The sequence below is a fragment of the Nocardia sp. NPDC060255 genome, assembly GCF_042727395.1.
Taxonomy (GTDB): Bacteria; Actinomycetota; Actinomycetes; order Mycobacteriales; family Mycobacteriaceae; genus Nocardia.
Genome location: NZ_JBHXAU010000030.1, coordinates 14,095 through 38,509, shown reverse-complemented (window position 1 = coordinate 38,509; position 24,415 = coordinate 14,095). Strand labels below are relative to the sequence as shown.

Below are 24,415 nucleotides of genomic sequence, written 5' to 3'. Positions count from 1 at the left end.
GTCAGACTCCGGTGCCGACCTCGACGGCCGACAGCACGTCGCCGACGAGGCCTGCGGCGAGGGTGTTGCCGCCGGCGGGGTCGATGAGCAGGAAGCTGCCGGTGTGGCGGTTTACTCGGTAGTCGTCGACGGCGAGGGGTTCGGCTACCCGCAGGGAGATGCGGCCGATGTCGTTGAGGGCCAAGGAGTCCGGGTTGGGGGCGGCGATCAGGCGCTGTTCGTCGAAGCGCTCGAGGAGGGTGCCGATGATGGCCTGGGTGGTGCGGGTGCCGTGCTTGAGGAGCAGGCGGGCGCCGGGGTGCAGCGGCTTGTCGCCGAGCCAGCAGACGGTGGCGTCGAAGGTGTCGATGGGCTCGGGGGCGTCGGCGACCGAGGCGATGGTGTCGCCGCGGGAGATGTCGACGTCGTCGGCCAGGATCAGCGTGACGCTGCGGCCGGTTTGCGCGACGGCGAGTTCACCGTCCGGAGTGTCGATCCGCTCGACGGTGGTGCGAATCCCGGAGGGCAGCACCACCACTTCGTCGCCCGGGGCGACCGCACCGGCGGCGATCTGGCCGGCGTAGCCGCGGTAGTCGGGGTATTCGGCGGTGCGCGGCCGGATCACGTACTGCACCGGAAAGCGAAGTCCCAGTGTGTGATTGCCGGTGCTGTCGGCGTCGACGGGCACCGATTCGAGGTGCTCGATCAGCGAGGGACCGCTGTAGTACGGGGTGCTGTCGGAGCGGGTGGCGATGTTGTCGCCGTGCAGCGCGGAGACCGGGATCTCGAGCACGTCGTCGTCGGACCAGCCGAGTGTGCGGGTGAGCCCGTTGAATTCGGCGGAGATCTCCGCGAACACGGCCGCCGCGTCGTCGACGAGGTCGATCTTGTTCACCGCGAGCACCAGCTTCGGCACCCCGAGCAGCGCGAGTACCGCGGCGTGCCTGCGGGTCTGCTCGATAACGCCCTTGCGCGCGTCGACGAGCAGAATCACCAGCTGCGCGGTCGACGCGCCCGACACCGTGTTCCGCGTGTACTGCACGTGCCCGGGAGTGTCCGCGAGCACGAACGACCGCTGCGGCGTAGCGAAGTAGCGGTAGGCGACATCGATGGTGATGCCCTGCTCACGCTCCGCGCGCAGCCCGTCCACGAGCAACGAAAGATCCGGCGTGGCAAGACCTTTGTCCACCGACGCGCGGGTGACGGCGTCGATCTGGTCGGCCAGCACGGATTTCGTGTCGTACAACAGACGCCCGACCAGAGTGGACTTACCGTCGTCGACAGAACCGGCGGTGGCCAGCCTCAATAGGTCGGACATCAGAAATAACCCTCTCGCTTACGGTCTTCCATCGCGGCTTCCGACACCCGGTCGTCACCACGGGTAGCGCCACGTTCGGTCAGTCGGGACGCGGCCACCTCGGCGAGAATCGCCGCGTTATCGGCCGCATCGGAAAGCACGGCGCCGGTGGAGGATCCGTCGCCGACGGTGCGATAGCGCACCGAAAGCGTTTCCAGCGCTTCGTCTTCGCGCGGTCCGCCCCACACGCCAGGCGTCATCCACATACCGTCACGCTGATACACCGGACGCTGGTGCGCGTAGTAGATGCTCGCCAGATCGATGTCCTCACGGGCGATGTAGCGCCAGATGTCCAGTTCGGTCCAGTTGCTCAACGGGAACACCCGGACATGCTCGCCCGGCGCGTGCCGCCCGTTGTACAGGTTCCACAGCTCGGGCCGCTGCCGCTTCGGATCCCACTGCCCGAAGGCGTTGCGCAGCGAGAAGATTCGCTCCTTCGCCCGGGAACGCTCCTCGTCGCGGCGCCCGCCACCGAACACCGCGTCGAAGCGATGCTCGCTGATCGAGTCCAGCAGCGGAACGGTCTGCAGCGGGTTGCGGATGCCGTCCGGCCGCTCGGTGAGCCTGCCGTCGGCGAGGTAGTCCTCGACCTTGGCGACATGCAGCCGCAGCCCGTACCGCTCGACGATCTTGTCCCGGAACGCCAGCACCTCGGGCAGATTGTGCCCGGTATCGACGTGCAGCAGCGAGAACGGCAACGGCGCGGGCCAGAAAGCCTTGAGCGCCAAATGCAGCAGCACGGTCGAGTCTTTGCCGCCGGAGAACAGAATCACCGGCCGCTCGAATTCCCCTGCCACCTCACGGAAAATGTGAATCGACTCGGACTCCAGCGCGGCCAGAGTATCGAAATCCGTAATGCCGAAAGCACGCTGGGTCGTGTTCGAGGACTCGCCTAGCAGTTCACTCACAATGGTCTCCGTCATGACTGGTGCAACCCGCATTCGGTCTTGGCGAGGCCGGCCCAACGCCCGCTTCGTGGATCGGCTCCCGGCTCCGGCTTCCGCGTGCACGGCGCGCAGCCGATCGACGGATACCCTTCCTCGACAAGGGGATTGACGAGGATGCCGTGTGCTTCGATGTAGTCCTGCATCGCGTCGTCGGACCAGGCGGCGATCGGATTGATCTTCACCAGCCCGAAGGCCTCGTCGAACGAGATGAGCGGCGCGTTGGCCCGCGTCGGCGACTCGACCCGGCGGATGCCGGTGACCCACGCGTTGTATCCGGCCAGGGACTTCTGCAAGGGAACAACTTTGCGCAGCCTGCAGCACTCACCCGGATCGCGTCCGAACAAATCCTTGCCGAGCAACTGATCCTGTTCGGCGACAGTGTGTTCGGGCCGGACGTTGATCACGTTCACCCCGTACACCGCCTCGACGGCGTCGCGGGTGCCCATGGTCTCGGCGAAGTGATAGCCGGTATCCAGGAACAGCACGTCCACACCCGCGTGAACCTGTGCGGCCAGATGCACCAGCACGCCGTCCTGCATGTTCGAGGCGACGATGTAGCCGGAGCCGAAATGCTTCTCGGTCCACTGCAGCAGCTCGAGCGCGGACGCGTCCGTCCCGAGGTCGGCGGCGCCCTTCTCCGCGATGGCCCGGAGCTCGTCCTCGGCCAGCTTCGCCACCAGTTCGGTTGTCACAGTTGATCTCCCATCACGTGCCCGGCGCAATCGAGGCTCATTTCAAATCGGCCTCGTCGGCACGAACGGCCCACTGGGCGAACCGTTCGCCGTCCTCGCGGTGCTTGGTGAAGTTGCGCACCACCCGCTCGATGTAGTCACCGAGCTCGTCGCTGGTCACCTTGTGCTGACGCAGCTTGCGCCCGAAGGCGCTGTCGAAGCCGAGGCTGCCACCCAGGTGAACCTGGAAGCCCTCCACGTGATTCCCGCTGCCGTCGTCGACCAGCTGGCCCTTGAACCCGATGTCGGCGATCTGCGACCGCGCGCAGGAGTTCGGGCAGCCGTTGATGTTGATGGTGACCGGAACATCCAGCTGCGCATTGAGATCCGCCAGCCGCCCCTCGAGTTCGGGCACCAGCACCTGCGACCGCTTGCGCGTCTCGGCGAAGGACAGCTTGCAGAACTCGATGCCCGAGCAGGCCATCAGGTTTCGCCGCCACAGCGACGGACGGGCCTGCAGCCCAAGGGGCGCCAGCTCGTCGATCAGCGCGTCAACCTTGTCGTCGGCGACGTCGAGCACGATCAGCTTCTGGTACGGCGTGAACCGGATCCGGTCCGACCCGATCCGCTCGACCGCGTCGGCGACCTTGGTCAGGATGGTGCCCGACACCCGGCCCGCGATGGGGGAGAACCCGACCGCGTTGAGCCCGTTCTTCAGCCGCTGCACGCCGACGTGATCGATCGGCTTGGTCGGCTGCTCCGGAGCGGGGCCGTCGATCAGCTTGCGCTTCAGGTACTTCTCTTCGAGCACCTCGCGGAACTTCTCGATGCCCCAGTCCTTGACCAGGAACTTCAGTCGCGCCTTGGTGCGCAGGCGGCGGTAGCCGTAGTCGCGGTAGAGCGACACCACGGCTTCCCAGACATCCGGCACCTCGTCGAGCGGCACCCACGCGCCGACCCGTTGTGCCAGCATCGGATTCGTCGAAAGCCCGCCGCCGACCCACAGGTCCAGGCCCGGCCCGTGCTCGGGATGGTTCACCCCGACGAACGCGATGTCGTTGATCTCGTGCACCACGTCCTGCTGGCCCGAGATCGCGGTCTTGAACTTGCGCGGCAGGTTGGAGTACTCCTTCTTGCCGATGTAGCGGCGCACGATCTCGTCGATCGCAGGCGTCGGATCGATGATCTCGTGCAGCGATTCACCGGCCAGCGGCGAACCGAGCACCACGCGCGGGCAGTCGCCGCACGCCTCGGTGGTCTTGAGCCCGACCGCTTCGATCCGCTGCCAGATCTCCGGGACGTCCTCCACTTCGATCCAGTGGTACTGCACGTTCTCGCGGTCGGAGAGGTCCGCGGTGTCGCGGCCGAACTCGGTGGAGATCTGCCCGAGGGTGCGCAGCTGCTCGACGGTCAACGCGCCCGCGTCGCAGCGGATGCGCATCATGAAGTACTTGGCCTCGAGCAGGTCCAGGTTCTCGTCGCCGGTCCAGCTGCCGTCGTAGCCCTGTTCGCGCTGGGTGTAGAGACCCCACCAGCGGAACCGGCCGCGCAGGTCGCCCTTGTCGATGCTGTCGAAACCCTGCTTCGAGTAGATGTTCTCGATCCGGGCGCGGACGTTGAGCGGGTTGTCGTCCTTCTTGGCTTGTTCGTTCGGGTTCAGCGGTTCGCGATAGCCGAGTGCCCATTGGCCCTCGGCCTTGCGGCGCACCGGCTTGCCGCTGCGGGCGCGCGGCGCGGTCGCGGCGGTTTCGGCGCGCGGGCGGTCGGGGCGGACGCGGCGCTCGGAGGCGGGCCGGTCGGGGCGCGTGTGGTGGCCGGGCCGGGATTCGGGGCCGGACTGGTCGGTCGCACCGGCGTCGGTACTCGACGTCATAGGGGTCGCTCCTGCGGGGGTTATTGATATCCGTGCTGGGGGCGCCAAGGGGGACGGTAGCTGGCGGAGCCAGCGGGGTGGGTAGGCGCTGGGCTGACTCGCACCTGCGGTGTCAGCGGACCGATGAAGTCGAATATCGGGATCGCCGGGAAAGACCCGGGGATGGGCGTCGCTGAGCTACCGAGGGGATTCGGTCAGACAGCAGGCACTACAGACGCGCTTGTAGTCGACGTGGCGACGTGCCACAAGTCGTACTCCCGATGCGCGCATGGAGCCTATTGTGCCACCTCAGCGGCAGCCTTCCGACGGGGTGTCCGTATTTTCCGCAGTTTTGCGGGAAATCCCCTGCACCGTTGACCCGATATGTGACGCCAGTCATAGATCACCCCGCGAGGGCGGCGGTTGATGCGGCCGATCCGGCAGAAGTGAACCGCGTCACGGTCGGCGAACGCGAGATCGGAGTTGACCTGAAGGCCACTTCAGGTATGACAGTGGGCACCATGAGTCTCGTGGGTTGGTCTCTTGGATGCGGGAACATTCGTCCGGCTCGATGTCGGCGGTGGGTCGCCCGGAGGCGGGCGGGTGGCGGGGGACCTGCACACTAGAGGGGTGAGTTCACCTGCGACTATCCCTGTCGGCACCGAGATGTCCGGACCGGTGTTGAGTGACTTCGGGGGCGGTCCGTTCGGGATCTACGTGCATGTGCCGTTCTGTGCGACGCGGTGTGGATACTGCGATTTCAATACCTACACGGCGGGTGAACTCGGGACGTCCGCGTCGCCGCAGTCCTGGCTCGAAGCGCTGCGGGGTGAGTTGGCCACGGCGGCACAGCAGTTCGCGGGGCTGCCGTCGGCGACGCCCGAGGTCGCGACGATCTTCGTCGGCGGCGGCACCCCCTCGCTGCTCGGCGGCGACGGGCTGGCCGCGGTGCTCGACGCCGTGCGCGCGAACTTCACCCTCGCCGCCGACGCCGAGGTGACCACCGAGTCCAACCCGGAATCCACCTCGCCGGAATTCTTCGGGCGACTCCGCGCGGCCGGCTTCACCCGAATCTCGCTCGGCATGCAATCCGCCGCCGCCCACGTGCTGAAAGTGCTCGACCGCACGCACACCCCCGGTCGCGCGGTCGCGGCCGCGAAGGAAGCCCGCGCCGCCGGGTTCGAGCACGTGAACCTCGACCTGATCTACGGCACCCCGGGCGAACGCGACGGCGACCTCGACGCCAGCCTCGATGCGGTGCTCGACGCGGGCGTCGACCACGTCTCCGCTTACTCGCTGATCGTCGAAGACGGCACCGCACTGGCCCGCCGCGTGCGCCGCGGCGAACTCCCCGCCCCCGACGACGACGTGCTCGCCGCCCGCTACGAACGCATCGACGCCCGCCTCACCGCCGCAGGCTTGACCTGGTACGAGGTATCCAATTGGGCCGCAGGCGAAGCCGCGGCCTGCCGGCACAACCTCGGCTACTGGGACGGCGGCGACTGGCTCGGCGCCGGGCCCGGCGCGCACAGCCACGTCGGCGGCGTCCGCTGGTGGAACATCAAACACCCCGCCCGCTACGCCGACCGCGTCACCGACGGCGGCCTCCCCGCCGCGGGCTGGGAAACCCTCACCCCCGACGAGCGCTACACCGAACGGGTCATGCTCGCCGTCCGCCTCCGCACCGGCCTGCCCCTCGCCGACCTCGACCCCGCCGGCTCGGCCGCCGCCGACCGGGTCGTCGCCGACGGCCTGGCGACACGCACGGCCGACCACCTCATCCTCACCGACCGCGGCCGACTCCTGGCCGATGGCGTCGTCCGTCAACTCCTCGTCCCCTGAGTGCCGGGCGACTCGTTTCCGCGAGCATGTGACGCAACGCTCATCGCACACCGGCCGGGGCGCCGCGGTGCGACAGCCGGACCGGTTTGCTGATCATCGAGACCGCTGTCGGTGTCAAGTGGGCTCGGCTCCTCCGGGGCGTCCGTAAAGCGCCCCACCACCGGGGCGAGAGCGGTAGCTATCCCCGGTCGACCCGCCGCACCGGCCGCTCGGTTGCCGGCTCTGCGCCGCCCGCCTGACCCTGTTCAGCGAACTGCTGGGTTGGTTCGGCTGTCGCGGAGCGAGCCCGCCTTGTAGGCTTCGATCAACCCCAAGGAGATTCATGTCCCCGGCACGACACATCACCCTCATCCACGAACCGGGCGAATTCGCCGAGGCGCGGGCAAATGAAAAGGCCGAAACTGCGCGACAGAGCGCGGTGGCCGCACGCACCGTTGCCAGCTATTCACAAAATGCCGATGATTGCCAGTCCCTATTGGCGATGCTCGGCTTGGACGCACTCGCCGGCAAGCAAGCCAGGGTCTGCGACTAGTCGAAAACCTCCCTAGCCTTTCGCGGGGAGACCGCCCGTCCGCGGTGCGCGAGCGCCGGGTGCGAACGGGTCACGAAAACTCCAGCGCCGCGCGATCATTGAGGTCGTGCGGTGTCTGCTGTCCGGACGCGTCAGCTGGTCCGGACCCGCTCCAGCCGCTGCTGATCATTCCACTGCCCGCCGCAGTCGCGCAGATCGTGTACAGCGCCGTCCTAGGAGGTTTTCGTGTCGAATCCCACCGCACGTCCGGTCGTGTTCATCCATGGATTATGGATGCACAGCAGTAGTTGGGGCGCCTGGCTCGACGCGTTCGACCGCGCGGGCTATCAGACCTTCGCCCCGGGCTGGCCGGGTGACGCCGAGACCGCCGACGCCACCCGCAAGAACCCGGATGCGCTGAACAATCGCGGCATCGGCGAAGTCACCGAGCATTACGCGAAATTCATCGCCGACCTGCCGACGCCACCCGTGGTCATCGGCCATTCCTTCGGCGGCTTGATCGCGCAGAAACTGCTCGGCTCGGGCGCGGCCGCTGGATGTGTCGCGATCAACCCCGCCCAGTTTCGCGGCGTGCTGACCTTGCCGTTGGCCCAGGTCAAGAGCGTGCTCCCGGTACTGAGCAAGCCCTGGCTGCGCGGCAAGACGTGGTCACACACGCCGGAGAGCTATCACCGCGCCTTCGCCAACGCGATCCCCCGCGAGGAATCGGACAAACTGTTCGCCACCCACGGCATCCCCGCCCCGGCTCGCCCCCTGTTCCAGGCGGGCCTGGCCAATTTCACGCCGAACAGCGAAGCCGGTGTCGACACCAAGCGTGAACGCGGCCCCCTGCTCATGCTGGCCGGTGGCCGCGACCGCCTCGTGCCGGAAGCGACAGTCCGCTCCGAATACAACATTCAGCGCAAGAATCCCGGCGTCACCGAACTGGTCGTCTTCGCCGATCGCGGCCACTCCATGCCCGCGGACCACGGCTGGCGCGAAATCGCCGACACCGCACTGGATTTCCTGACCGCGCAGAACCTCCCCGCCAGCCTCACCGCCTAGCCGATCGAGGTCGCGGTGCTGGTCCGCGCACGGTGACGTGATCAGGTCGGCGCGGCCCGCATCCGGACGACTGCCGGATGGGGTCCCCAACAGCGCGTAGACCTGCCGAAATCCCAGCTGAAGGTCTACGCTGACGCATCGCACGGCCTGCGCGGCGAGTTCGAGCAGACGTTCATTACCGACCTGCTGGACCTCCTCGCGTACCGCCCGGCCGCGAAACCCGACCCGACAGGACAACCATGCACCTCACTCGCACTCTGCGGGCAGCCGTGGCGGCGGTGGCGATCACTGCCGCGACGACCTTGGCGGCTGTTCCCGCCAGTGCCGCACCGCTCCCGACCATCGTGCTCGTGCACGGCGCCTTCGCCGACGCCACCAGCTGGAACGGCGTCGCCGCCACATTGCGTGAGCAGGGCTATCGCGTTGTGACACCGGACAATCCGCTGCGCGGTCCGGCCTACGACGCGGCCGCCATCCAGCGCACCCTCGACACCATCTCCGGACCCGTTGTGCTGGTAGGCCATTCGTATGGTGGTGCCGTGATCAGCAACGTGCACGACCCGAAGGTCGAATCCCTGGTCTACATAGCGGCTTTCGCTCCGGTGCAGGGTGAGCCCGCCCAGCTGCTGCTCGACCCGATCCGCTTCCCCGGCAGCCAATTGCTCCCGCCGGTCCTGCAACTCGGCATCGTCGACGACGCCACCGGCATCGCGGGCAAGAACCTCGACGGCTTCGTCGCGCCCGGCAGCTTCAATGCCGTCTTCGCCCAGGATGTCAGCCCCGCCACCGCCGCCGACATGATCGCGCACCAGCACTCCATCGCGATCGCGGCCAACCTCGAGCCCTCCGGCGCACCCGCCTGGACCGGCACACCCAGCTGGTACCTCGTCTCCGCCGCCGACCGAGTGATTCCCCCTGCCTCCCAACGGTTTATGGCCAACCGCATGGGCGCCCACACGAGTGAGGTGGACTCGTCGCACGCCTCGCTGGTCTCCCATCCCGCCGAGGTCGCCGCGGTAGTAGAGGCAGCCGTCCCACGCTGAGACCCGGATCGTCGCCGCGCCGCACTCGCGCTCCGTGTGGCGCAGCGACGGTCCGTACCGCCGACGGCCCGTGGGCGCCTCGACCTCACCGGCGAGGTTCGGCACGGCGCTGCTGGGGTGGGCGGTGGGGGAGGGCGCATAATTCAGCGTGATCACGAAGGGGGAGGCGTGCGATCCGATACTGAAAATACTTGGGAGCAGGGTCAATTTGCGGCATCCTGCCCACATCCGGCGAACTCCGGATCCGTCGACCTGCTGTACGCGGTCCGGCACGGGCAAAGTACCGCGAACGCAGCTTTTGCCACGAATACACCGATCGAGTCCGACGACATGTCCATCGCACTCACGGATCTGGGCAAGCGGCAGGCGACCGCCGTCGGCCGGTGGTTCGCCGCCCTCGACTCGGACCGGCTGCCCGACCTGGTGCTGTGTTCGCCGTACTTGCGAGCCGTGCAGACCTGGCAACTCGCCGAGCGGGAATTGCGCGCCGCGAACCGTGATCTGCCGTGCCACCACATCGACCAGCGCCTCTATGACCGGCACCGCGGCGAATTCAATCACCTCTCGCCCGCCGTCGTGCGCGAGCGTTTCCCCGAGGAACCCGCGAAGGAAGCCCGCGACCCGCTCGGCTACCGCCCGCCCGGCGGCGAGTCGTTCCGCGACGTCGCCGACCGGCTACGGGGAGTCGTCACCGATCTCACAGCCGACCACCGCCACCGCCGCGTACTGATCGTGGCACACGACGCGATAGTCCTGTTCCTTCGTCAACTCGTCGAAAACCTCACCGACACAGCGGTTCTCACTCTCGCCGAAGCCGGCTTGGCAGGCAACGGCTCGATCACCAGCTGGCAGCACGCCGCCGACGGCTACCACCTACTGACCTACGATCAGCGCACTCACCTGCCGTAAGCCTGACTGAACCACGAGTCGGTGCTGAGCTCAACGCTCGATGATGTTGTCCCGCATCGCCTGTGGAAGGCTGACCACGAGTTGCGAGACGTTCCGGCGAACCTGACCCACCCGCAGCTCCGGCGGCAACGACTGCCAGACCTGCCGGATCTGTTCGCGCGCATGGTCCAGCTCGCCCTGCCTGGTCCACAGGGTAGCCATGTCGAGATCGAGCAGCGCTCGCCCGACCTGATCCTTCTCGGCCATCGGCAATTCGAGCATCCGATCACGGATCGACTCGGCCGCCCGCCAGTCGCCGATCGAGCTCAGCGCATGCGATTGATGCCAGCGCAGAATGTATTCGGAGGTGCCGAGGTTGTCGTCGGTCGTCGCCGTGTCGGGCAGCGCGGCGAACATCCGATCCGCCGCGTTGACCGCCTCCAGCGCATCCCGGCGCCGCCCGATCCTGGCCTGGATGCCCGCCTCGGCCAGCAGGCCGAACACGCCCGCCGCCGTCGGACCGCGGCCGCTGGCCGCCTGCGCCGAACGAGCCGCTGTCAAACCCTGGTCGAGCGCATGCCGATAGCACTCGTGGGTGTGCGCCATGTGTCCGGCCAGCCAGGCCTCGAGCGTCGGGTCGCCGGCTTGCCTGGCGGCGCGGCGCGCCTTGGCGAACCACATGAAGGTGTCGTGCAGATCAGCGACGTCGTTGAGCCGAAAAGCGATGAGCCCAGCGATGATTGCCTCGATCCGGTGTAGCCTGCGCCGCAGATCCGCGGAGTGGTCGGTCAGCTTCACCTGCTGGACCTGGGCCAGATCGCGCATCCGCGCCGGGATGTATTCCGAGGGCGGCTGGACGTAGACGAGGTAGCCGCTGAGTTCGAGACCTTCCTCCAACGCGCGCACGGTATCTCGCGCGGTGGAGCCGACTTGCGAAGCGGGAGTGACGATCAAGCGACTCGGCGGTGGCGCGGGCGGAGGATCGTCGTCGGTGTAGTCGTGACCGAAGCCGAGCCGGTCCGGCCGGGTGCGATACAACCGGCACAGCGCGTCGAGGAACTGATACGACGGCATATCCAAGCCGGTTTCCCAGCGGGACACGCTCTGATGCGACAGTCCTCGGCACGACGACCCGTCAGCCGTGACGATCTCCTGCAATCGGTGCGCGACATCGACGAGAGTGAACCCGTACGCGATGCGATGGGCCCGCAGCAACGAGACGCCGCAGTGCGACCGGACCGCGTGTACCTGGTCCCAGGTCGATCCACCGGCGGCCTCGTACTCGCGGACCACCCGTCTTCCGCACGCGATGCTGTGCGGCCCGTTCATTCCAATTCCCCCTTGCTGCCCTCACCTCAGCATTACGCGGACGCACGCTGTGTTGTCGGTAGGTGCGCTGCGCCAAGGCGCGTTGTACTGCTGTTTCGCTCGCTCACGCGGACCCATGGCTCACCCTGCTAGCCCTGAGCTCGTGCGCGAAGGCGCATCGTGTTGTTTCGCTCGCGCATGTCGCTCTCGGCTCACCCTGCTGGCGTCGAGCCCGGTCATGCGCGAGGGCGCACTATGTTCTCCATTCGCTCGCTCACGGCTCACCCTGCTAGCCCTGAGCTCCCTCGTGCGCGAAGGTGCACTGTGTAGTCGGATCGCTTGCTCACGCTGCATACCCACGGCTTACCCTGCTAAGCCCTGAGTTCCGTCCAGCGAGAGCGCGCTGTTTTGTCGGTTCGCTCGCTGACGCTCGCTCACAACATCTCCAGATCACTGCTGTTCAACTATCCGGACGAGCGCACGGATTTGCGTTGTCCGTGCTTCCGACCGTATCCGTGTACTGGTCTTTCGTCCATAAACAGCGCGTTCTGCACGCCTGGCGCGCAAGGGCGGGGCAATCCCTGGCCGGTCGTAGCGATCAGCGGCACCCTGGGGGCATGAAAAGAATCGTCATCGTCGGTAGGGTCCTGGCAGACCCGGAGTGCACCGCCGACGAGGATGACCAAGTGTCATTCGCCCACAAGATGGTGCATGTAATGACGCCTATCGCGACTGCGGTGACCGCTCTGGCCACCTTCGTGACCTGCGCCTCGGCAATGAACACCACGGCTGTGACGGTTTTGGCAGCCGCTTGGATACTGGCCGGTTGGCTGGCCCGCGGACGGCGCTGCAACTGCCGCACAGACCGGCGGCGTCTCTGGTTACGCCATGCCGCAGGGGGTTCCGCCTAGTCGAAATGCCACCTAAGTGAGGCACGCACGGGCACGTGATGCCGCAGCGGGACTTGTTCAGCCCCATACCGTTGTAGCTGCGGCAATCATGTAAAAAATACCCGGGAGTACGGTTCCGGGTGTCGATCATATCGGTAATGTGAGCGACATCAACGGGTCCGCGATCGTACAAAGCAGACAGTCAACTGACCTGCGCGGTATCGGAGCGCTGGTCCTGTTAACCGCGTCTTTCGCCATGCTCACGGTGCTGTCCCGTTATCTCGGTAGCGGTTTCACTCCCGCCCAGCAGGTCTATCTTCGAACAGGCCTGGCGTTCTTCATCTCGATAGTCGTATTCAGTCGGTGGATCCGCTGGCGCACCATACTTCGGATCCGCATGCGGGAATGGTGTGTCATCGTCGGACGCACCGTCCTGCTGTACGTAGTAGGGACCACATTATTTTCCAAGGCCGCGGGAATGACGGCGGTGAGCGACATTTCGTTCATCGCCGCCCTCCCGCTGGTCTCCGCACTCGGGATGCTGTTGCGTAGCGTGCGCGTCTCCGCCGTCCGGATTGTCTTCGTCGGCGGCTCCGCCGTTGGTGTCGCGATACTGTCGGGATTCGGTGGTAGTGCCGCGAGTTCACTGAACTACGGCAACTTGCTCGCGTTGGTCGCCATGGTGGCAATGTCGCTGGGTTATCTCGGACGAGGTTGGCACGACGGCACTTTGAACAATCACGAGCTCACCGCATTGACCCTCGGCGTCGGCGCGGTAGGCGTGGTGCTGACTTCTGTTGTACAGGGAGACGGCATTCCGCATATTACGTCGCACACCTCAGCGGTAATGCTATGGGCCGCAGTCGGTCTCGCCGGCGTGCTCAGCGTGCTGAATGTTTTTCTCATCAACTATTCGTTCGACCGCGTCGACGCGGTGCTCAGCGGCAACATGCTGACCGTCGAATGCGTGTGGGGTTTGCTGTTCGGGCTGGTCTTCTTCGGTCAGGTGCCCACCTGGAGTGGAATCCTGGGTGGGGCGGTGATCGTGCTGTGCGCACTCGCGCTCAACCTGCTCGACGGCCGCACCGCCCCCGCCGAGGTCGAACCCGAAGCCGATGAGCCCGTGCCGATCCCCCTCGCCGTACGAGAACCGGAGTTCGCCACCCTAGCCACCGCCGAACCGGCACCACCGGTGCTTCGAATGTACCGATCCGACGACGGCGAACAGTCGCGCGCCCAGCGCGAAGCGGAACTCACGGCCAGTCAGTCTTGGATCGGAGCCTGGACCAACGACCCCGCAAACGAGCGAGCACAACGCAGCGCCGCCAGTTGACCACCCCACCAGCACACTTGACGCAGGTTGCACGCTCTTGAAGCATGCTGCAGCTCGAGTCAAGAGTGGGTTTCGTACGTCAAGTCGTTGCGCGGGTGTGCTCGTGAATCAGACGGCTGTCGGTAGGGCTGTGTGCGCTGCGTACTCGTTTGCGATTTTGCGGATGAGTGCGCGGCTGCGGGGCTCGGTCAATGCGGAACGCTTCAGGTCGATATGTGCTTGCTGGTACTGGTTCACCTCGTCGGGTTTGTCGAGGTATAGCGCGCTGGTGTGGTTCTGCAGGTAGACAATCGGCGGCTCGGTGAGATGTGCCGTTGGGTGCTTGGGGAATTCGAGCAGCACGAACGGGCCGACGGTAAGTCCGCCGTACGCCGCTGCCGCCAGCGGGATCACCCGCACCGAGACGTTGGGCAGTGCACCGACTCGGGTCAGGTGATCGAGCTGATCCGCCATCACGGCCGGGCCGCCGATTGCGCGGCGTAGGACGCATTCGTCCAGGATGGCCTCGACGGTCAACGGGTTGCCGGCATCGGTCAGCCGAGCCTTTCTGCGAGCGAACAGTTCGATGCGCCGTTCGACTTCGGTGGTCGCCATTGTGGGGGAGTTCACGCAGGTCATCGCGCGCTGATACGCATCGGTCTGCAACAACCCCGGCAGCAGCACCGTCTGATACGAAACAATCCGCTTCGCCGCCTCCGCCAACCCGACAAACGAATCGGAGTGCTTCGGAATGGCATCCCCATACGCCCGCCACCATCCGGTGCGATGCGACTCTTCCGCCAACCCGAGCAGCGCCCGCGTCACGTCGTCGCGCGCGCCGTATACCGCGCACAGCCGCTCGATGAACAACGGATTCAATCGGACGGGTTGCCCGGTTTCCATCCGCCAGAGTGTTTGCTTGCCAACGCCTATCGCCTGCCGGGCGAATTCCGCGCTGACTCCTGAATGCTCCCGGAGCTCGCGTAGCTGACGTGCCAGCATGCGTCGCGGGAGGGTCGATCCGGTGGGGGTCACGGCAATTCCCTTTCGTAGCCTCTCTATTGGCCAGGTATGCAACTGGAACCGCATGACGGGAATCCTTGGAACCTGGCGAATGTGCGCTGGCTCCACCACTGGGAACGTTCCCGCCGATCATTTCCGGTGCGCTACTGAAGGCGTGCCCCGGTCCGTGTCATCGAAGTACTGAAACCTTATCTGCGAGAGCGGGTTCAGGTCCACTCGGAGGGGCATCCGCAGACCGCCCTCTTCGCTCGGCATCCACCGGCCGCCCACCCGCTCAGGACTCGACCGTCGGCCACTCCGCGACCGCACACCGGCCGGCAATTTCGGACGCGGCCCCCATGGGGCATGCGCGTCGCTACGAGACGCCAGCGGCGAGCACCCGACCGCCACAACGGATGTGGGGGCGGTCAGGTGCGGCTTGTTGCCGAGGAGAAGCCAAGTGCTGAGGATCGGTCACCGCCGCCCACCCCTGTTGATCATGAGTTTTGTTCGCCTGGCATGGATTCCGGCATTGATTGGGTCACGATTCGCCGGGTATTCGAGAATTAACAAGAGAGCGCCCATTATTGGGTTAACCTGCCGTGGATCGTTCGATAAGCCGAGGGAGTTGCCGTTGATAGTGGGCGGCAGTCGGCGCTGGGCGGCCGTGGTAGCGATTGCCACGGCCGTCGTCGCGCTGGGCGGATGCGGCACCATCTCGAAAGGGTCGACCGCGCGAACCACCGCCGAGTCGACCGCACCACGGGCGGCGAAAGCGCAGGTAGGGACGCCGGGTTCGGCAGAACTGGCCGCCATCGCGCCCGGTACGCCCGACCTGATGGCGCGGATCCGCGCCACCGACCCGTGCGCGCTGCTGAACCGCGAATACGCCGAGCGCCTCGGCGTATTCCAGCGCTTCGACCGCAGCCCGGGCATGGACCGCGGCAGCGGCTGGACCGGGTGCGGATTGATACTCAGCGCCCCCGATGACGCTTACTACTCGTTCAACCTGGAACTCGGCAAGCTCTACACCTCGGACAAACGCGCGGCGGACAAGGCCGAACAGATCAACGGCCACACCGTATATCGCAGCGCGAGCAGCGACGACCGACCCGACGCGTACAGCTGCGACTACCGAATCCCGGCCGCGGACACCGGATTCGCGCACTTCCTCAGCGTCGCCAAGGTGGCAGGCTCGGCGAAGACTCCTGTTCCTTGGTCGCAGCCCTGCAGCTTCACCAGGGAATACCTGGCCGCAACCATCGACGGCCTGCTGGCATTGCCGCCACACGTGATGGACGATCAGGCCGGACGATCGCTGGTGCAGCGCAACCCCTGTGCGGCCACCGTGCCGATCACCGCACAGTTCTCCGGCTGGCAGATGACCTCGGTCGGCTGGCCCGGGGCCTACAAGTGCGCGATCACCCTGGTCCAGCCCGGCGGCGCGAACCGCACCACCGTCGAGGTCTCCTTCGACCAGACCAGCGAGCAGATGGTCAAGACGGGCGAGGTCCTGCGCCTGCCGTCCGGCCTCGACGGCGGCCAGTCCATCCAATACGCGCGGCACACGAACGTGGAGGGATTCACCGGCATCGAGCTGCGCACGGTCCAGTCCACCGACCCCACCCGCCAAAACTCCAGCTGCGCAATAACGTTGAACTACCGCCGAGCCGATCCACCGACCGCCGGCAACGCGCATCTGCTCACCGTTTCGGTGAATCTCGCGCCCGCCAGCCCACCCTTCCCCTTCGACGCCTGCACCCAAGCGGCCCAGATCACCCCGTCGGTGCTGCACGCGATCCCCTGATGCGGACACCCCCGTTGCGACGTCACAAATACCGACGCACTGAGCCGCCATCGGTTCCAGCGATTCGGGCCGCGCCCCCTACCCCAGCGCTGCAAGGGGGCGATTCGGGTATAGGCAATTAGACTGGTTAAGCAGACGGGCCGGTATTCGTATGGTGTTGTGCGAGGAGCGGCGGCGTACCCGAGGACGAAGCGAGGAGGTGGGGCCGATGTCGAGCACCGAGGACAGGCGCTTCGAGGTCCTGCGCGCGATCGTCGCGGACTACGTCGCGACCAAGGAGCCGATCGGGTCGAAGAGTCTGGTCGAGCGGCACAATCTGGGTGTTTCCAGCGCGACCGTGCGCAACGACATGGCGGTGCTGGAGGCGGAGGGCTACATCACGCAGCCGCACACCAGTTCCGGGCGCATCCCCACCGACAAGGGCTACCGGCAGTTCGTGGACCGGATCGCCGAGGTGAAGCCCCTGTCGGGGGCGGAGCGGCGCGCGATCATGGAATTCCTGGAGTCGGGCGTCGATCTCGATGACGTGCTGCGTCGCGGTGTCCGGCTGCTGGCCCAGCTGACCAGGCAGGTCGCGGTGGTGCAGTATCCGTCGGTGTCCGCGTCGACGGTGCGGCACATCGAGGTGGTCGCGTTGAATCCCGCGCGGCTGTTGCTGGTGGTGATCACCGACACCGGCCGGGTCGATCAGCGGCTGGTGGAACTCGGCGCGCTCATCGATGACGAGGACTTGGCCGCGCTACGCGGCATGCTCGGCGGTGCGATGGACGGCAAGCGGCTGGCACACGCCTCCGCAGCGGTCGCGGAGCTACCCGAGCGGGCGCCGCTGCGCCTGCGCGATGTATTGATCCGGGTGTCGACGGTGTTGGTGGAGACGCTGGTCGAGCATCCGGAGGAACGCCTGGTGCTCGGCGGCACTGCCAACCTGACCCGCAACGCTGCCGATTTCGGTTTCCCTGGTTCGCTGCGCGACGTGCTCGAGGCGCTGGAGGAGCAGGTGATCGTGCTCAAGCTGCTGGCCGCCGCGCAACAGCCTGGCACGGTGACCGTGCGCATCGGCGAGGAGACCCAGGTCGAGCAGATGCGCGGCACCTCGGTGGTGTCGACCGGCTACGGCACCTCCGGCGCGATCCTCGGCGGCATGGGTGTGCTCGGCCCCACTCGGATGGACTATCCGGGAACCATCGCCTCGGTGGCGGCCGTCGCCCGGTACATCGGCGAGGTCCTCGCCGAACGCTGACGGCTCCGATGCCGCTGATACCCTCGTACTTCCGGCCGGATAAAGTTGAGTGCATCCGACTAATGCTGGCCATCAGCATGCGGTTGGAGCGGTGAAGCACCGTCGGCACTGTCGAGAACGACCAAGGACTAGAGAACTCAAGTGGCACGGGACTACTACGGACTGCTCGGCGTCGCGAAGAACGCGACCGACCAGGAGATCAAGCGCGCCTATCGCAAGTTGGCGCGGGAACTCCATCCCGACATCAACCCGGATGAGACGGCGCAGGCCAAGTTCAAGGAAGTGTCGGCCGCCTACGAGGTGTTGTCGGATCCGGAGAAGCGGCGCATCGTCGACCTCGGCGGTGACCCGCTGGAGTCCGGTGGCGGTGGCGGCGGCGGCTTCTCGGGCGCGGGCTTCGGCGGCCTCGGCGACGTCTTCGAGGCGTTCTTCGGCGGCATGAACGCCTCGAGTGGCGCGCGCAAGCCGCGCGGCCGGGTGCAGCCCGGTGCGGACTCGCTGCTGCGCACCCGGCTCAGCCTGGCCGAATGCGCGGTCGGCGTGACCAAGCATCTGACGGTGGACACCGCGATCCTGTGCGATGTGTGTACCGGCGCGGGCACCAACGGCAAGTCCAAGCCGGTGCGCTGCGAAACCTGCGGCGGCGCAGGCGAAGTGCAATCCGTGCAGCGTTCGTTCCTCGGCCAGGTGCTCACCTCGCGCCCCTGCCCGACCTGCCGCGGCGCCGGTGAGACCATCCCTGATCCGTGCCACAAGTGTGGTGGCGACGGCCGGGTGCGCGCGCGTCGCGAGATCGCCGCGCCGATCCCGGCCGGTGTCGCGAACGGCATGCGGGTGCGGCTCGCCGCGCAGGGCGAGGTCGGTCCCGGCGGCGGGCACGCCGGCGACCTGTACGTGGAGATCGTCGAGCAGCCGCACGATGTGTTCGTCCGCGACGGCGACGACCTGCACTGCACCATCCGTGTCCCGATGGTCGACGCCACGCTCGGCACCACCGTGGTGATCGACACCATCCTGGACGGCCCCACCGAACTGACCATCGCGCCGGGCACCCAGCCGGGCGAGGTCTCGGTGCTGCGCGGGCACGGCATGCCGCGGCTGCGCTCCGGCGCGCGCGGTGATCTGCTCGCGCACCTGGACATCGTGATCCCGGCCAAGTTGGACGGCAAGCAGACCGAACTGCTGCGCAAGTACAAGGGCATGCGCCCGAGCGAGCGCGCCGAGGTCATGTCCACCCAGTCCGAGCACAACAGTGGCCTGTTCGCCAGGCTGCGGGCCTCGTTCAGCGGGCGTTGATTGGCCGCGACGGTCTTCTACCTCGACGAGGTGCCCGAACCGGGCGCCATCGCCGTGCTCGACGGCCCGGAGGGCAGGCACGCCGCCACGGTGCGCCGCATCCGGGTCGGCGAGCCGATCACGTTGTCGGACGGGCGCGGTGTGCTCGCCGAATCGGAAGTCGTTGCGGCACAACGTGACCGGCTGGACCTGCGGGTACTGAATCGCGCTGTGGCGCAACCGGTTTCGCCGCGCGTGACGGTCGTTCAAGCGCTGCCGAAGTCGGACCGCTCGGAACTAGCCGTCGAGCTGATGACCGAGGCGGGCGCCGACACCATCGTCCCGTGGCAGGCCGCCCGCTGCATCGCCAACTGGGAAGGCAAGGCGGGCAAGGCCGTCGACAAATGGCGCGCCGCCGCCCGCTCGGCCGCCCGCCAATCCCGCCGCCCCTACATCCCCGAGATAGCGGACCTGCACCGCACCCGCGACCTGGTCGAGCTGATCCGAAAGTCCAAGGCGGACGGCGCAATCGTCGCCGCCCTGCACGAATCCGGCACCGGCCGCTTCACCGAACTCTTGTTCGCCGACGCCCCCGAAGTCGTGTTGATAGTCGGTCCTGAAGGCGGTCTCGACGGCTCTGAACTGGCAGCTCTGTCCGAGGCGGGGGCGGACATCGTCCTGCTCGGCCCTACCGTGCTCCGCACTTCAACGGCTGCGGCCGTCGCCCTCGGCGCCCTCGGTGCCTTGACTCCCCGCTGGTAGAACCCTTCGGCTGGGCTACCACAAGCGAGTCTTCGACCGCCTACACACCGGGTAGGGTCGCCGCGCGGAAAGCCTGGCGCTCGGTGCGAAACGCCAAGGTGGAGACCAGGATCAAAGCCACAACGAGTAGAGCCGCAACGTAGACGACGAGCCCCGCCCAGCCGTACTTCGTGTAGGCGACACCAGACGCGCCGCCGACAACACCGCTGCCCACATAGAACGAGAACAGGTACAGCGACGAAGCGGCGCCGCGATTGCCGGACGCCAGCACCCCCACCCAAGCACTCGCCACCGTGTGCGCACCGAAAAAGCCTGCGGTGCACAGGGACATGCCGAGGATGAGGGTCACCAGGTTGTCGGGGATGGTCAGTGCCAACCCGATGCCCATGAGCACCACCGTGCCCGCGAGCACGCGATGACGGCCGACGCGGTCGGCCAGCCGTCCGGCGACCGTCGCGACGGCGGTCCCGGCGAGATAGAGCAGAAACACCAAACCCGCTACCGCATCGGGCAATTCGAACGGCGGCTGGGTGAGCCGGTACCCGAGGAAGTTGTACAGCGAGACGAAGGTGCCGACGAGAACCAACGCCAGCCCGAACAACGCGAGCAGCCCGCGGTTTCGCAGCTGAACAGCGAGATCGCCTAGTACAGTACGGATTCCGGCGGGCCGCGCGACGAAACCACGCGACGGCGGCAGGCTTCGGACGAACCAGACGGTGCACACCGCCGCCGCCACCGAGATGGTCGCCTCCGCCCAGCGCCACGAGCCGAGGCCGAGGGTGAACGCCGGAATCACCCGCCCGGCCAGTCCGCCCATGCTGGTGCCTGCGATGTAAACGCCCATCGCGGCCCCGAGCCCCGCGGTGCCGATCTCCTCCGCGAGATAGGCCATCGCCACGGCAGGCACCCCGGCCAAGGTGAGTCCTTGCAGCGCTCGCCCGGTCAGCAGCACGGCCAGCGACGGGCTGAACGGCAGCAACAGTCCGATCACCGCCGAACTGATCGCGGAAATCGTCATCACTCGCGTGCGCCCGATCCGCGAGGACAGCGCGCTTACCGGAATGATCGCCAGCGCGAGAAACGCGGTGGTCAGCGAAACCGCAAGCGCCGCATGGGCGGGCGTCGCACCGAACGCGGTGGACAGGCTCGGCAGCAGCGCCTGCGCGCTGTACATGGTCGCGAAGGTGGCCAAGCCCGCCGCGAACAGCGCGGTGGTGATCCGGCGCTCGTGCGACGTGCGGCCCCCGGCGGGCCGGGTCTTCGTCGAGGTCATGGCCTTCAGAATCGCCCGCCACCCCTTCCGAAGGGAAATGAATAATAATGGTCGAGTTCATGCACTGAGCGCATATAGGCAGAGCAGCCGGGGCCGCGCTGAGCTGCGCTGTGACGTCTGTCACCAGACTTGAGGAGGTGGGCACCCGTGCTGAGCGAGGACCTCGAATGGTTCACCACACTCGCCCAACTGGAACGCGTCGGCGCCGCCGCCGAACGCCTGCACATCGCCCAGCCGACTTTGTCCCGCATGCTCGGCAGGCTCGAGCGCAGGCTCGGCGTCGAACTGTTCGACCGCCACGGCAAACGCATCACCCTCAACGAGTTCGGCCGCATCTACTACGAACGCGCCCGCCGCGCCCAAGCCGAACTCGACACCGCCGCCAAGTCCATCGACGATCTGAACAGCCCCGCCAACGGCGTTGTGCGCCTGTCCTTTCTGCATTCCTTCGGCGGCTGGCTGGTTCCGCAACTGGTCGGCGAATTCCGCCGCGGTTCGGCCAGAATCACTTTCGCGCTCCGTCAGGGTCCCGCCGAAATGGTGGCCACCGATGTGCTCGACGGGACATCGGATCTGGGTATCGTCTCGCCGCGCCCGACCATGGCGGGCATCGGCTGGCGCGGCCTGCTCCGGCAGCGGCTCGCGCTGGCCGTCCCCGCCCATCACCGGCTGGCCGGCCGCAGGCAGGTGCGCCTCGACGAGGTCGCCGACGAGGACTTCATCGCCATGCATCCCGGCTTCGGCATGCGCCGCATCGTCGACGAACTGTGCGCCGCCGCCGGCCTGCGCCCGCGCATCGCCTTCGAGGCCAGCGACCTGATCACCGTCGCGGGCCTGGTCGCCGCAGGTCTCGGCGTCGGAGTGCTGCCGGAGGAGGACATCGGCCCGGCGAGCTCGCCGCGCGTGGCCGGTGTGAAGGCGGATGTGCGGCTGCCGGGGCCGGTGCTGATCCCGCTCGCGGACGCGGGCGCCACTCGGGAGGTCGGGCTGGTGTGGTCGGCGCAGACGTCGGCGTCCGGGGCCGCGCGACGCTTTCGTGATTTCACCGAGGATTGGGCGCAGCGACGCCGGGGAATCCCCTGATCATCCGGTCCTCCCGTTAGCGGCTTATTCACTGGGCGGTGTCGGTGGGGCGCGTTAAACTTTCATCAACACAGCAGCACGTCGAGACCGGAAAGCAGGCTATAGCCACTTTTGAGAACACAAGGCGAGATCGGCGACCCGACAACCTCCACAGCAGGTACGAGCGCTGGCGATGAAGACACCTCGGGCCCCGCAGCACGCACCGTGCGTTCCAGTATCGAACTCGCTCCCGAATCCGTGTTCCCGTTCCTCGGTTCGGCCGACCAGAACCTGCGTGAACTCGAAGAGTTGCTCGACGCGGACATTCACGTCCGCGGCAATTCCGTCACCCTCACCGGCAAGGCGGCCGACGTCGCCCTCGCCGAGCGAGTGATCGAACAGCTCGTCGCGCTCACCGGCCGCAACCGAGTGGTGACCCCGGAAGCGGTGCGGCACACCGTTTCGATGCTCACGGAGGGCTCCTCCGAGTCCCCGGCCGAGGTGCTCAGCCTGGACATCCTGTCCCGGCGCGGCAAGACCGTCCGGCCCAAGACGCTCAACCAGAAACGCTACGTCGACGCGATCGACGCCAACACCATCGTGTTCGGCATCGGCCCCGCGGGCACCGGCAAGACGTATCTGGCGATGGCCAAGGCCGTACAGGCGTTGCAGACCAAGCAGGTCACCCGGATCATCCTCACCCGCCCCGCGGTGGAGGCGGGCGAGCGGCTCGGCTTCCTGCCCGGCACGCTCAACGAGAAGATCGACCCGTACCTGCGCCCGCTCTACGACGCACTGCACGACATGATGGATCCCGAGGCCATCCCGAAGCTGATGGCGGCCGGAGTCATCGAGGTCGCGCCGCTGGCATACATGCGTGGTCGTGCGCAGCCGGTGTTCACCAATGTTTTGACCCCGACGGGCTTCCGGCCGATCGGTGAGCTGATAGTCGGTGATCTGGTGATCGGCTCAGACGGTCGGCCAACTCCTGTGCTCGGCGTCTACCCGCAAGGGCCTAAAGAGATCTATCGGGTGCATACCCAAGATGGCGCTTCGGTGTTGGCGTCGGCTGATCATCTGTGGTCGGTATACACCCGCGCCGATCGGCGTAGGGGTCGGCCGCCACGTGTGCTGGAGACCAAGGAGATGGTCGGCAATCTCCGTGCGGCGCACTACCACCGCTATGAGCTGCCGCTGTTGAGTCAGCCGGTGTGCTTCGAGCCGCGGCCTGTCCCCATGGATCCGTATGCAATGGGGCTGATGCTCGGTGACGGCTGCATGGCAGGCCAGACTACGCCCAGTTTTACGACTGCGGATGTCGAACTGGCAGCCTCTTTGCAGGCTGTGCTGCCGGACGTGACTGTTCGCCGTAAGTCAGAGATCGACTATGTACTGAACAGGACGACGGCGCCTGGGGACGTCATCACCCTGGAAAACCCGGTGACAGCAGTGGCACGAGAACTTGGGCTCTGGGGACAGAAGTCGGCGACGAAGTTCGTTCCATCGGGTTATCTGTTCAATTCGCCGCAGGTTCGCTTGGCGGTTTTGCAGGGCCTCTTGGACTCTGATGGTGGTCCAGTCACACAACGAGACCGGACTTGTCGGATCCAATACACCACGACATCGGAGCAGTTGCGTGACGACGTGTTGTTCCTGGTTCGGTCATTGGGTGGTGTCGCTTATTGGCGCACACGTCCCGCAGCTGGACGTCGGCCAGGGCTTGCGGGCGGGCGCAGTGTGCACCACCGGAATGACGCATACATTCTCGACCTGCGCCTTCCGCCGGACATCCAGCCTTTCCGGCTGCAACGCAAACTCGCGAACTACCGCACCGCCGGAGGGGGGAGTCCGAAGCGCTACATCGATCGGATCGAGCCTGCGGGCACCGAAGAGGCGGTGTGCATCCAGGTGGCGGCAGCGGATTCGCTGTATGTCACCGAGGACTTCCTGCTGACGCACAACACGCTGAACGATTCGTTCATCGTGCTCGACGAGGCGCAGAACACCACGGCCGAGCAGATGAAGATGTTCCTCACCCGGCTCGGGTTCGGTTCGAAGATCGTGGTGACCGGTGATGTCAGCCAGGTCGACCTGCCGACCGGTGCGCGATCCGGGCTGCGGGCGGCCAGCGAGATTCTCACCGACATCGACGACATCCACTTCTCGTACCTGACCAGCAGCGACGTCGTCCGGCACCGGTTGGTCGCCGATATCGTCGACGCCTACGATCGGGCCGAGTCGGAGCGTGCGCCGCAGGTCGGCGCGCACTATCCGGGCAACCGGGCGCAGCGTCGGGCCGCGAGCCGAGGCGATCGACACTGAGTTGCGC

Annotated in this window: 20 protein-coding genes; 12 read left to right on the top strand and 8 right to left on the bottom strand. The window is 66.7% G+C overall.

Annotated features, from left to right (window positions below):
- Position 1: 1 nt before the first annotated feature.
- The 5 genes from ACFWF1_RS37260 to ACFWF1_RS37240 all read right to left on the bottom strand — a co-directional run bounded on the left by ACFWF1_RS37260 (position 2) and on the right by ACFWF1_RS37240 (position 5,097).
- Positions 2 to 1,297 (bottom strand): sulfate adenylyltransferase subunit 1, encoded by a 1,296-nt coding sequence (locus ACFWF1_RS37260; RefSeq protein WP_379282552.1) that lies wholly within the window; start codon positions 1,295 to 1,297, stop codon positions 2 to 4.
- Entirely contained in the window at positions 1,297 to 2,259 is a 963-nt protein-coding gene (gene cysD / locus ACFWF1_RS37255) for a sulfate adenylyltransferase subunit CysD (protein ID WP_379282553.1), read from the bottom strand. The genes ACFWF1_RS37260 and cysD overlap by 1 nt, the downstream gene beginning before the upstream one ends.
- Positions 2,256 to 2,975, bottom strand: coding sequence for a phosphoadenylyl-sulfate reductase (locus ACFWF1_RS37250; protein ID WP_379282554.1), 720 nt, complete (start codon positions 2,973 to 2,975; stop codon positions 2,256 to 2,258). The genes cysD and ACFWF1_RS37250 overlap by 4 nt, the downstream gene beginning before the upstream one ends.
- 37 nt (positions 2,976 to 3,012) lie before the next feature.
- A complete protein-coding gene (locus tag ACFWF1_RS37245) occupies positions 3,013 to 4,827 on the bottom strand; it encodes a nitrite/sulfite reductase (protein ID WP_379282555.1) in 1,815 nt (604 codons plus the stop codon).
- Positions 4,828 to 5,004: 177 nt separating this feature from the next.
- Complete coding sequence (locus ACFWF1_RS37240; RefSeq protein ID WP_357382870.1) at positions 5,005 to 5,097, bottom strand: Ms4527A family Cys-rich leader peptide; 93 nt, start codon at positions 5,095 to 5,097, stop codon at positions 5,005 to 5,007.
- 375 nt (positions 5,098 to 5,472) lie between these two features.
- On the opposite strand from ACFWF1_RS37240, the gene hemW reads away from it, so the two are divergent.
- The 5 genes from hemW to ACFWF1_RS37215 all read left to right on the top strand — a co-directional run bounded on the left by hemW (position 5,473) and on the right by ACFWF1_RS37215 (position 10,176).
- A complete protein-coding gene (gene hemW / locus ACFWF1_RS37235; RefSeq protein ID WP_379282893.1) occupies positions 5,473 to 6,648 on the top strand; it encodes a radical SAM family heme chaperone HemW in 1,176 nt (391 codons plus the stop codon).
- 322 nt (positions 6,649 to 6,970) lie between these two features.
- On the top strand, positions 6,971 to 7,180 hold the full coding sequence (locus ACFWF1_RS37230) for a hypothetical protein (RefSeq protein ID WP_107654883.1): 210 nt from the start codon (positions 6,971 to 6,973) through the stop codon (positions 7,178 to 7,180).
- 225 nt (positions 7,181 to 7,405) lie between these two features.
- Positions 7,406 to 8,224, top strand: a complete 819-nt coding sequence (locus ACFWF1_RS37225; RefSeq protein WP_379282557.1) for an alpha/beta hydrolase — start codon at positions 7,406 to 7,408, stop codon at positions 8,222 to 8,224.
- A gap of 239 nt (positions 8,225 to 8,463) precedes the next feature.
- Positions 8,464 to 9,267, top strand: coding sequence for an alpha/beta fold hydrolase (locus ACFWF1_RS37220; protein WP_379282558.1), 804 nt, complete (start codon positions 8,464 to 8,466; stop codon positions 9,265 to 9,267).
- A gap of 36 nt (positions 9,268 to 9,303) precedes the next feature.
- Positions 9,304 to 10,176 carry a histidine phosphatase family protein gene (locus ACFWF1_RS37215; RefSeq protein WP_379322262.1) on the top strand — a complete coding sequence of 291 codons (873 nt, stop codon included), beginning with the start codon at positions 9,304 to 9,306 and terminating at the stop codon, positions 10,174 to 10,176.
- 30 nt (positions 10,177 to 10,206) lie between these two features.
- Here the strand turns inward: ACFWF1_RS37215 and ACFWF1_RS37210 are convergent, their stop codons facing one another.
- On the bottom strand, positions 10,207 to 11,484 hold the full coding sequence (locus ACFWF1_RS37210) for a helix-turn-helix domain-containing protein (RefSeq protein ID WP_379282561.1): 1,278 nt from the start codon (positions 11,482 to 11,484) through the stop codon (positions 10,207 to 10,209).
- Between the two features lie 1,125 nt (positions 11,485 to 12,609).
- Between ACFWF1_RS37210 and ACFWF1_RS37205 the strand changes: the two genes are divergently transcribed.
- Complete coding sequence (locus ACFWF1_RS37205; RefSeq protein ID WP_379282562.1) at positions 12,610 to 13,686, top strand: DMT family transporter; 1,077 nt, start codon at positions 12,610 to 12,612, stop codon at positions 13,684 to 13,686.
- A 108-nt stretch (positions 13,687 to 13,794) separates the two neighbouring features.
- Here the strand turns inward: ACFWF1_RS37205 and ACFWF1_RS37200 are convergent, their stop codons facing one another.
- A complete protein-coding gene (locus ACFWF1_RS37200; RefSeq protein ID WP_379322263.1) occupies positions 13,795 to 14,667 on the bottom strand; it encodes a helix-turn-helix domain-containing protein in 873 nt (290 codons plus the stop codon).
- Positions 14,668 to 15,307: 640 nt separating this feature from the next.
- On the opposite strand from ACFWF1_RS37200, the gene ACFWF1_RS37195 reads away from it, so the two are divergent.
- The 4 genes from ACFWF1_RS37195 (at position 15,308) to ACFWF1_RS37180 (ending at position 19,751) form a co-directional block, all read left to right on the top strand.
- Entirely contained in the window at positions 15,308 to 16,474 is a 1,167-nt protein-coding gene (locus tag ACFWF1_RS37195) for a DUF3558 family protein (RefSeq protein ID WP_379282564.1), read from the top strand.
- Between the two features lie 208 nt (positions 16,475 to 16,682).
- Positions 16,683 to 17,714 (top strand): heat-inducible transcriptional repressor HrcA, encoded by a 1,032-nt coding sequence (gene hrcA, locus ACFWF1_RS37190; protein WP_357382850.1) that lies wholly within the window; start codon positions 16,683 to 16,685, stop codon positions 17,712 to 17,714.
- Positions 17,715 to 17,855: 141 nt separating this feature from the next.
- Positions 17,856 to 19,010: a molecular chaperone DnaJ gene (gene dnaJ, locus ACFWF1_RS37185; RefSeq protein WP_379282565.1), complete on the top strand. Its 1,155-nt coding sequence runs from the start codon at positions 17,856 to 17,858 to the stop codon at positions 19,008 to 19,010.
- Positions 19,011 to 19,751: a 16S rRNA (uracil(1498)-N(3))-methyltransferase gene (locus tag ACFWF1_RS37180; RefSeq protein WP_379282566.1), complete on the top strand. Its 741-nt coding sequence runs from the start codon at positions 19,011 to 19,013 to the stop codon at positions 19,749 to 19,751. It begins immediately after the preceding gene.
- A gap of 40 nt (positions 19,752 to 19,791) precedes the next feature.
- Here the strand turns inward: ACFWF1_RS37180 and ACFWF1_RS37175 are convergent, their stop codons facing one another.
- Positions 19,792 to 21,024, bottom strand: a complete 1,233-nt coding sequence (locus tag ACFWF1_RS37175) for an MFS transporter (RefSeq protein WP_379282567.1) — start codon at positions 21,022 to 21,024, stop codon at positions 19,792 to 19,794.
- Between the two features lie 147 nt (positions 21,025 to 21,171).
- On the opposite strand from ACFWF1_RS37175, the gene ACFWF1_RS37170 reads away from it, so the two are divergent.
- Positions 21,172 to 22,107: a LysR substrate-binding domain-containing protein gene (locus tag ACFWF1_RS37170; RefSeq protein WP_379282568.1), complete on the top strand. Its 936-nt coding sequence runs from the start codon at positions 21,172 to 21,174 to the stop codon at positions 22,105 to 22,107.
- Between the two features lie 204 nt (positions 22,108 to 22,311).
- The gene (locus tag ACFWF1_RS37165) at positions 22,312 to 24,408 is read left to right on the top strand and encodes a PhoH family protein (RefSeq protein WP_379282569.1); all 2,097 of its coding nucleotides are present in this window, start codon (positions 22,312 to 22,314) and stop codon (positions 24,406 to 24,408) included.
- Positions 24,409 to 24,415 lie beyond the last annotated feature (7 nt).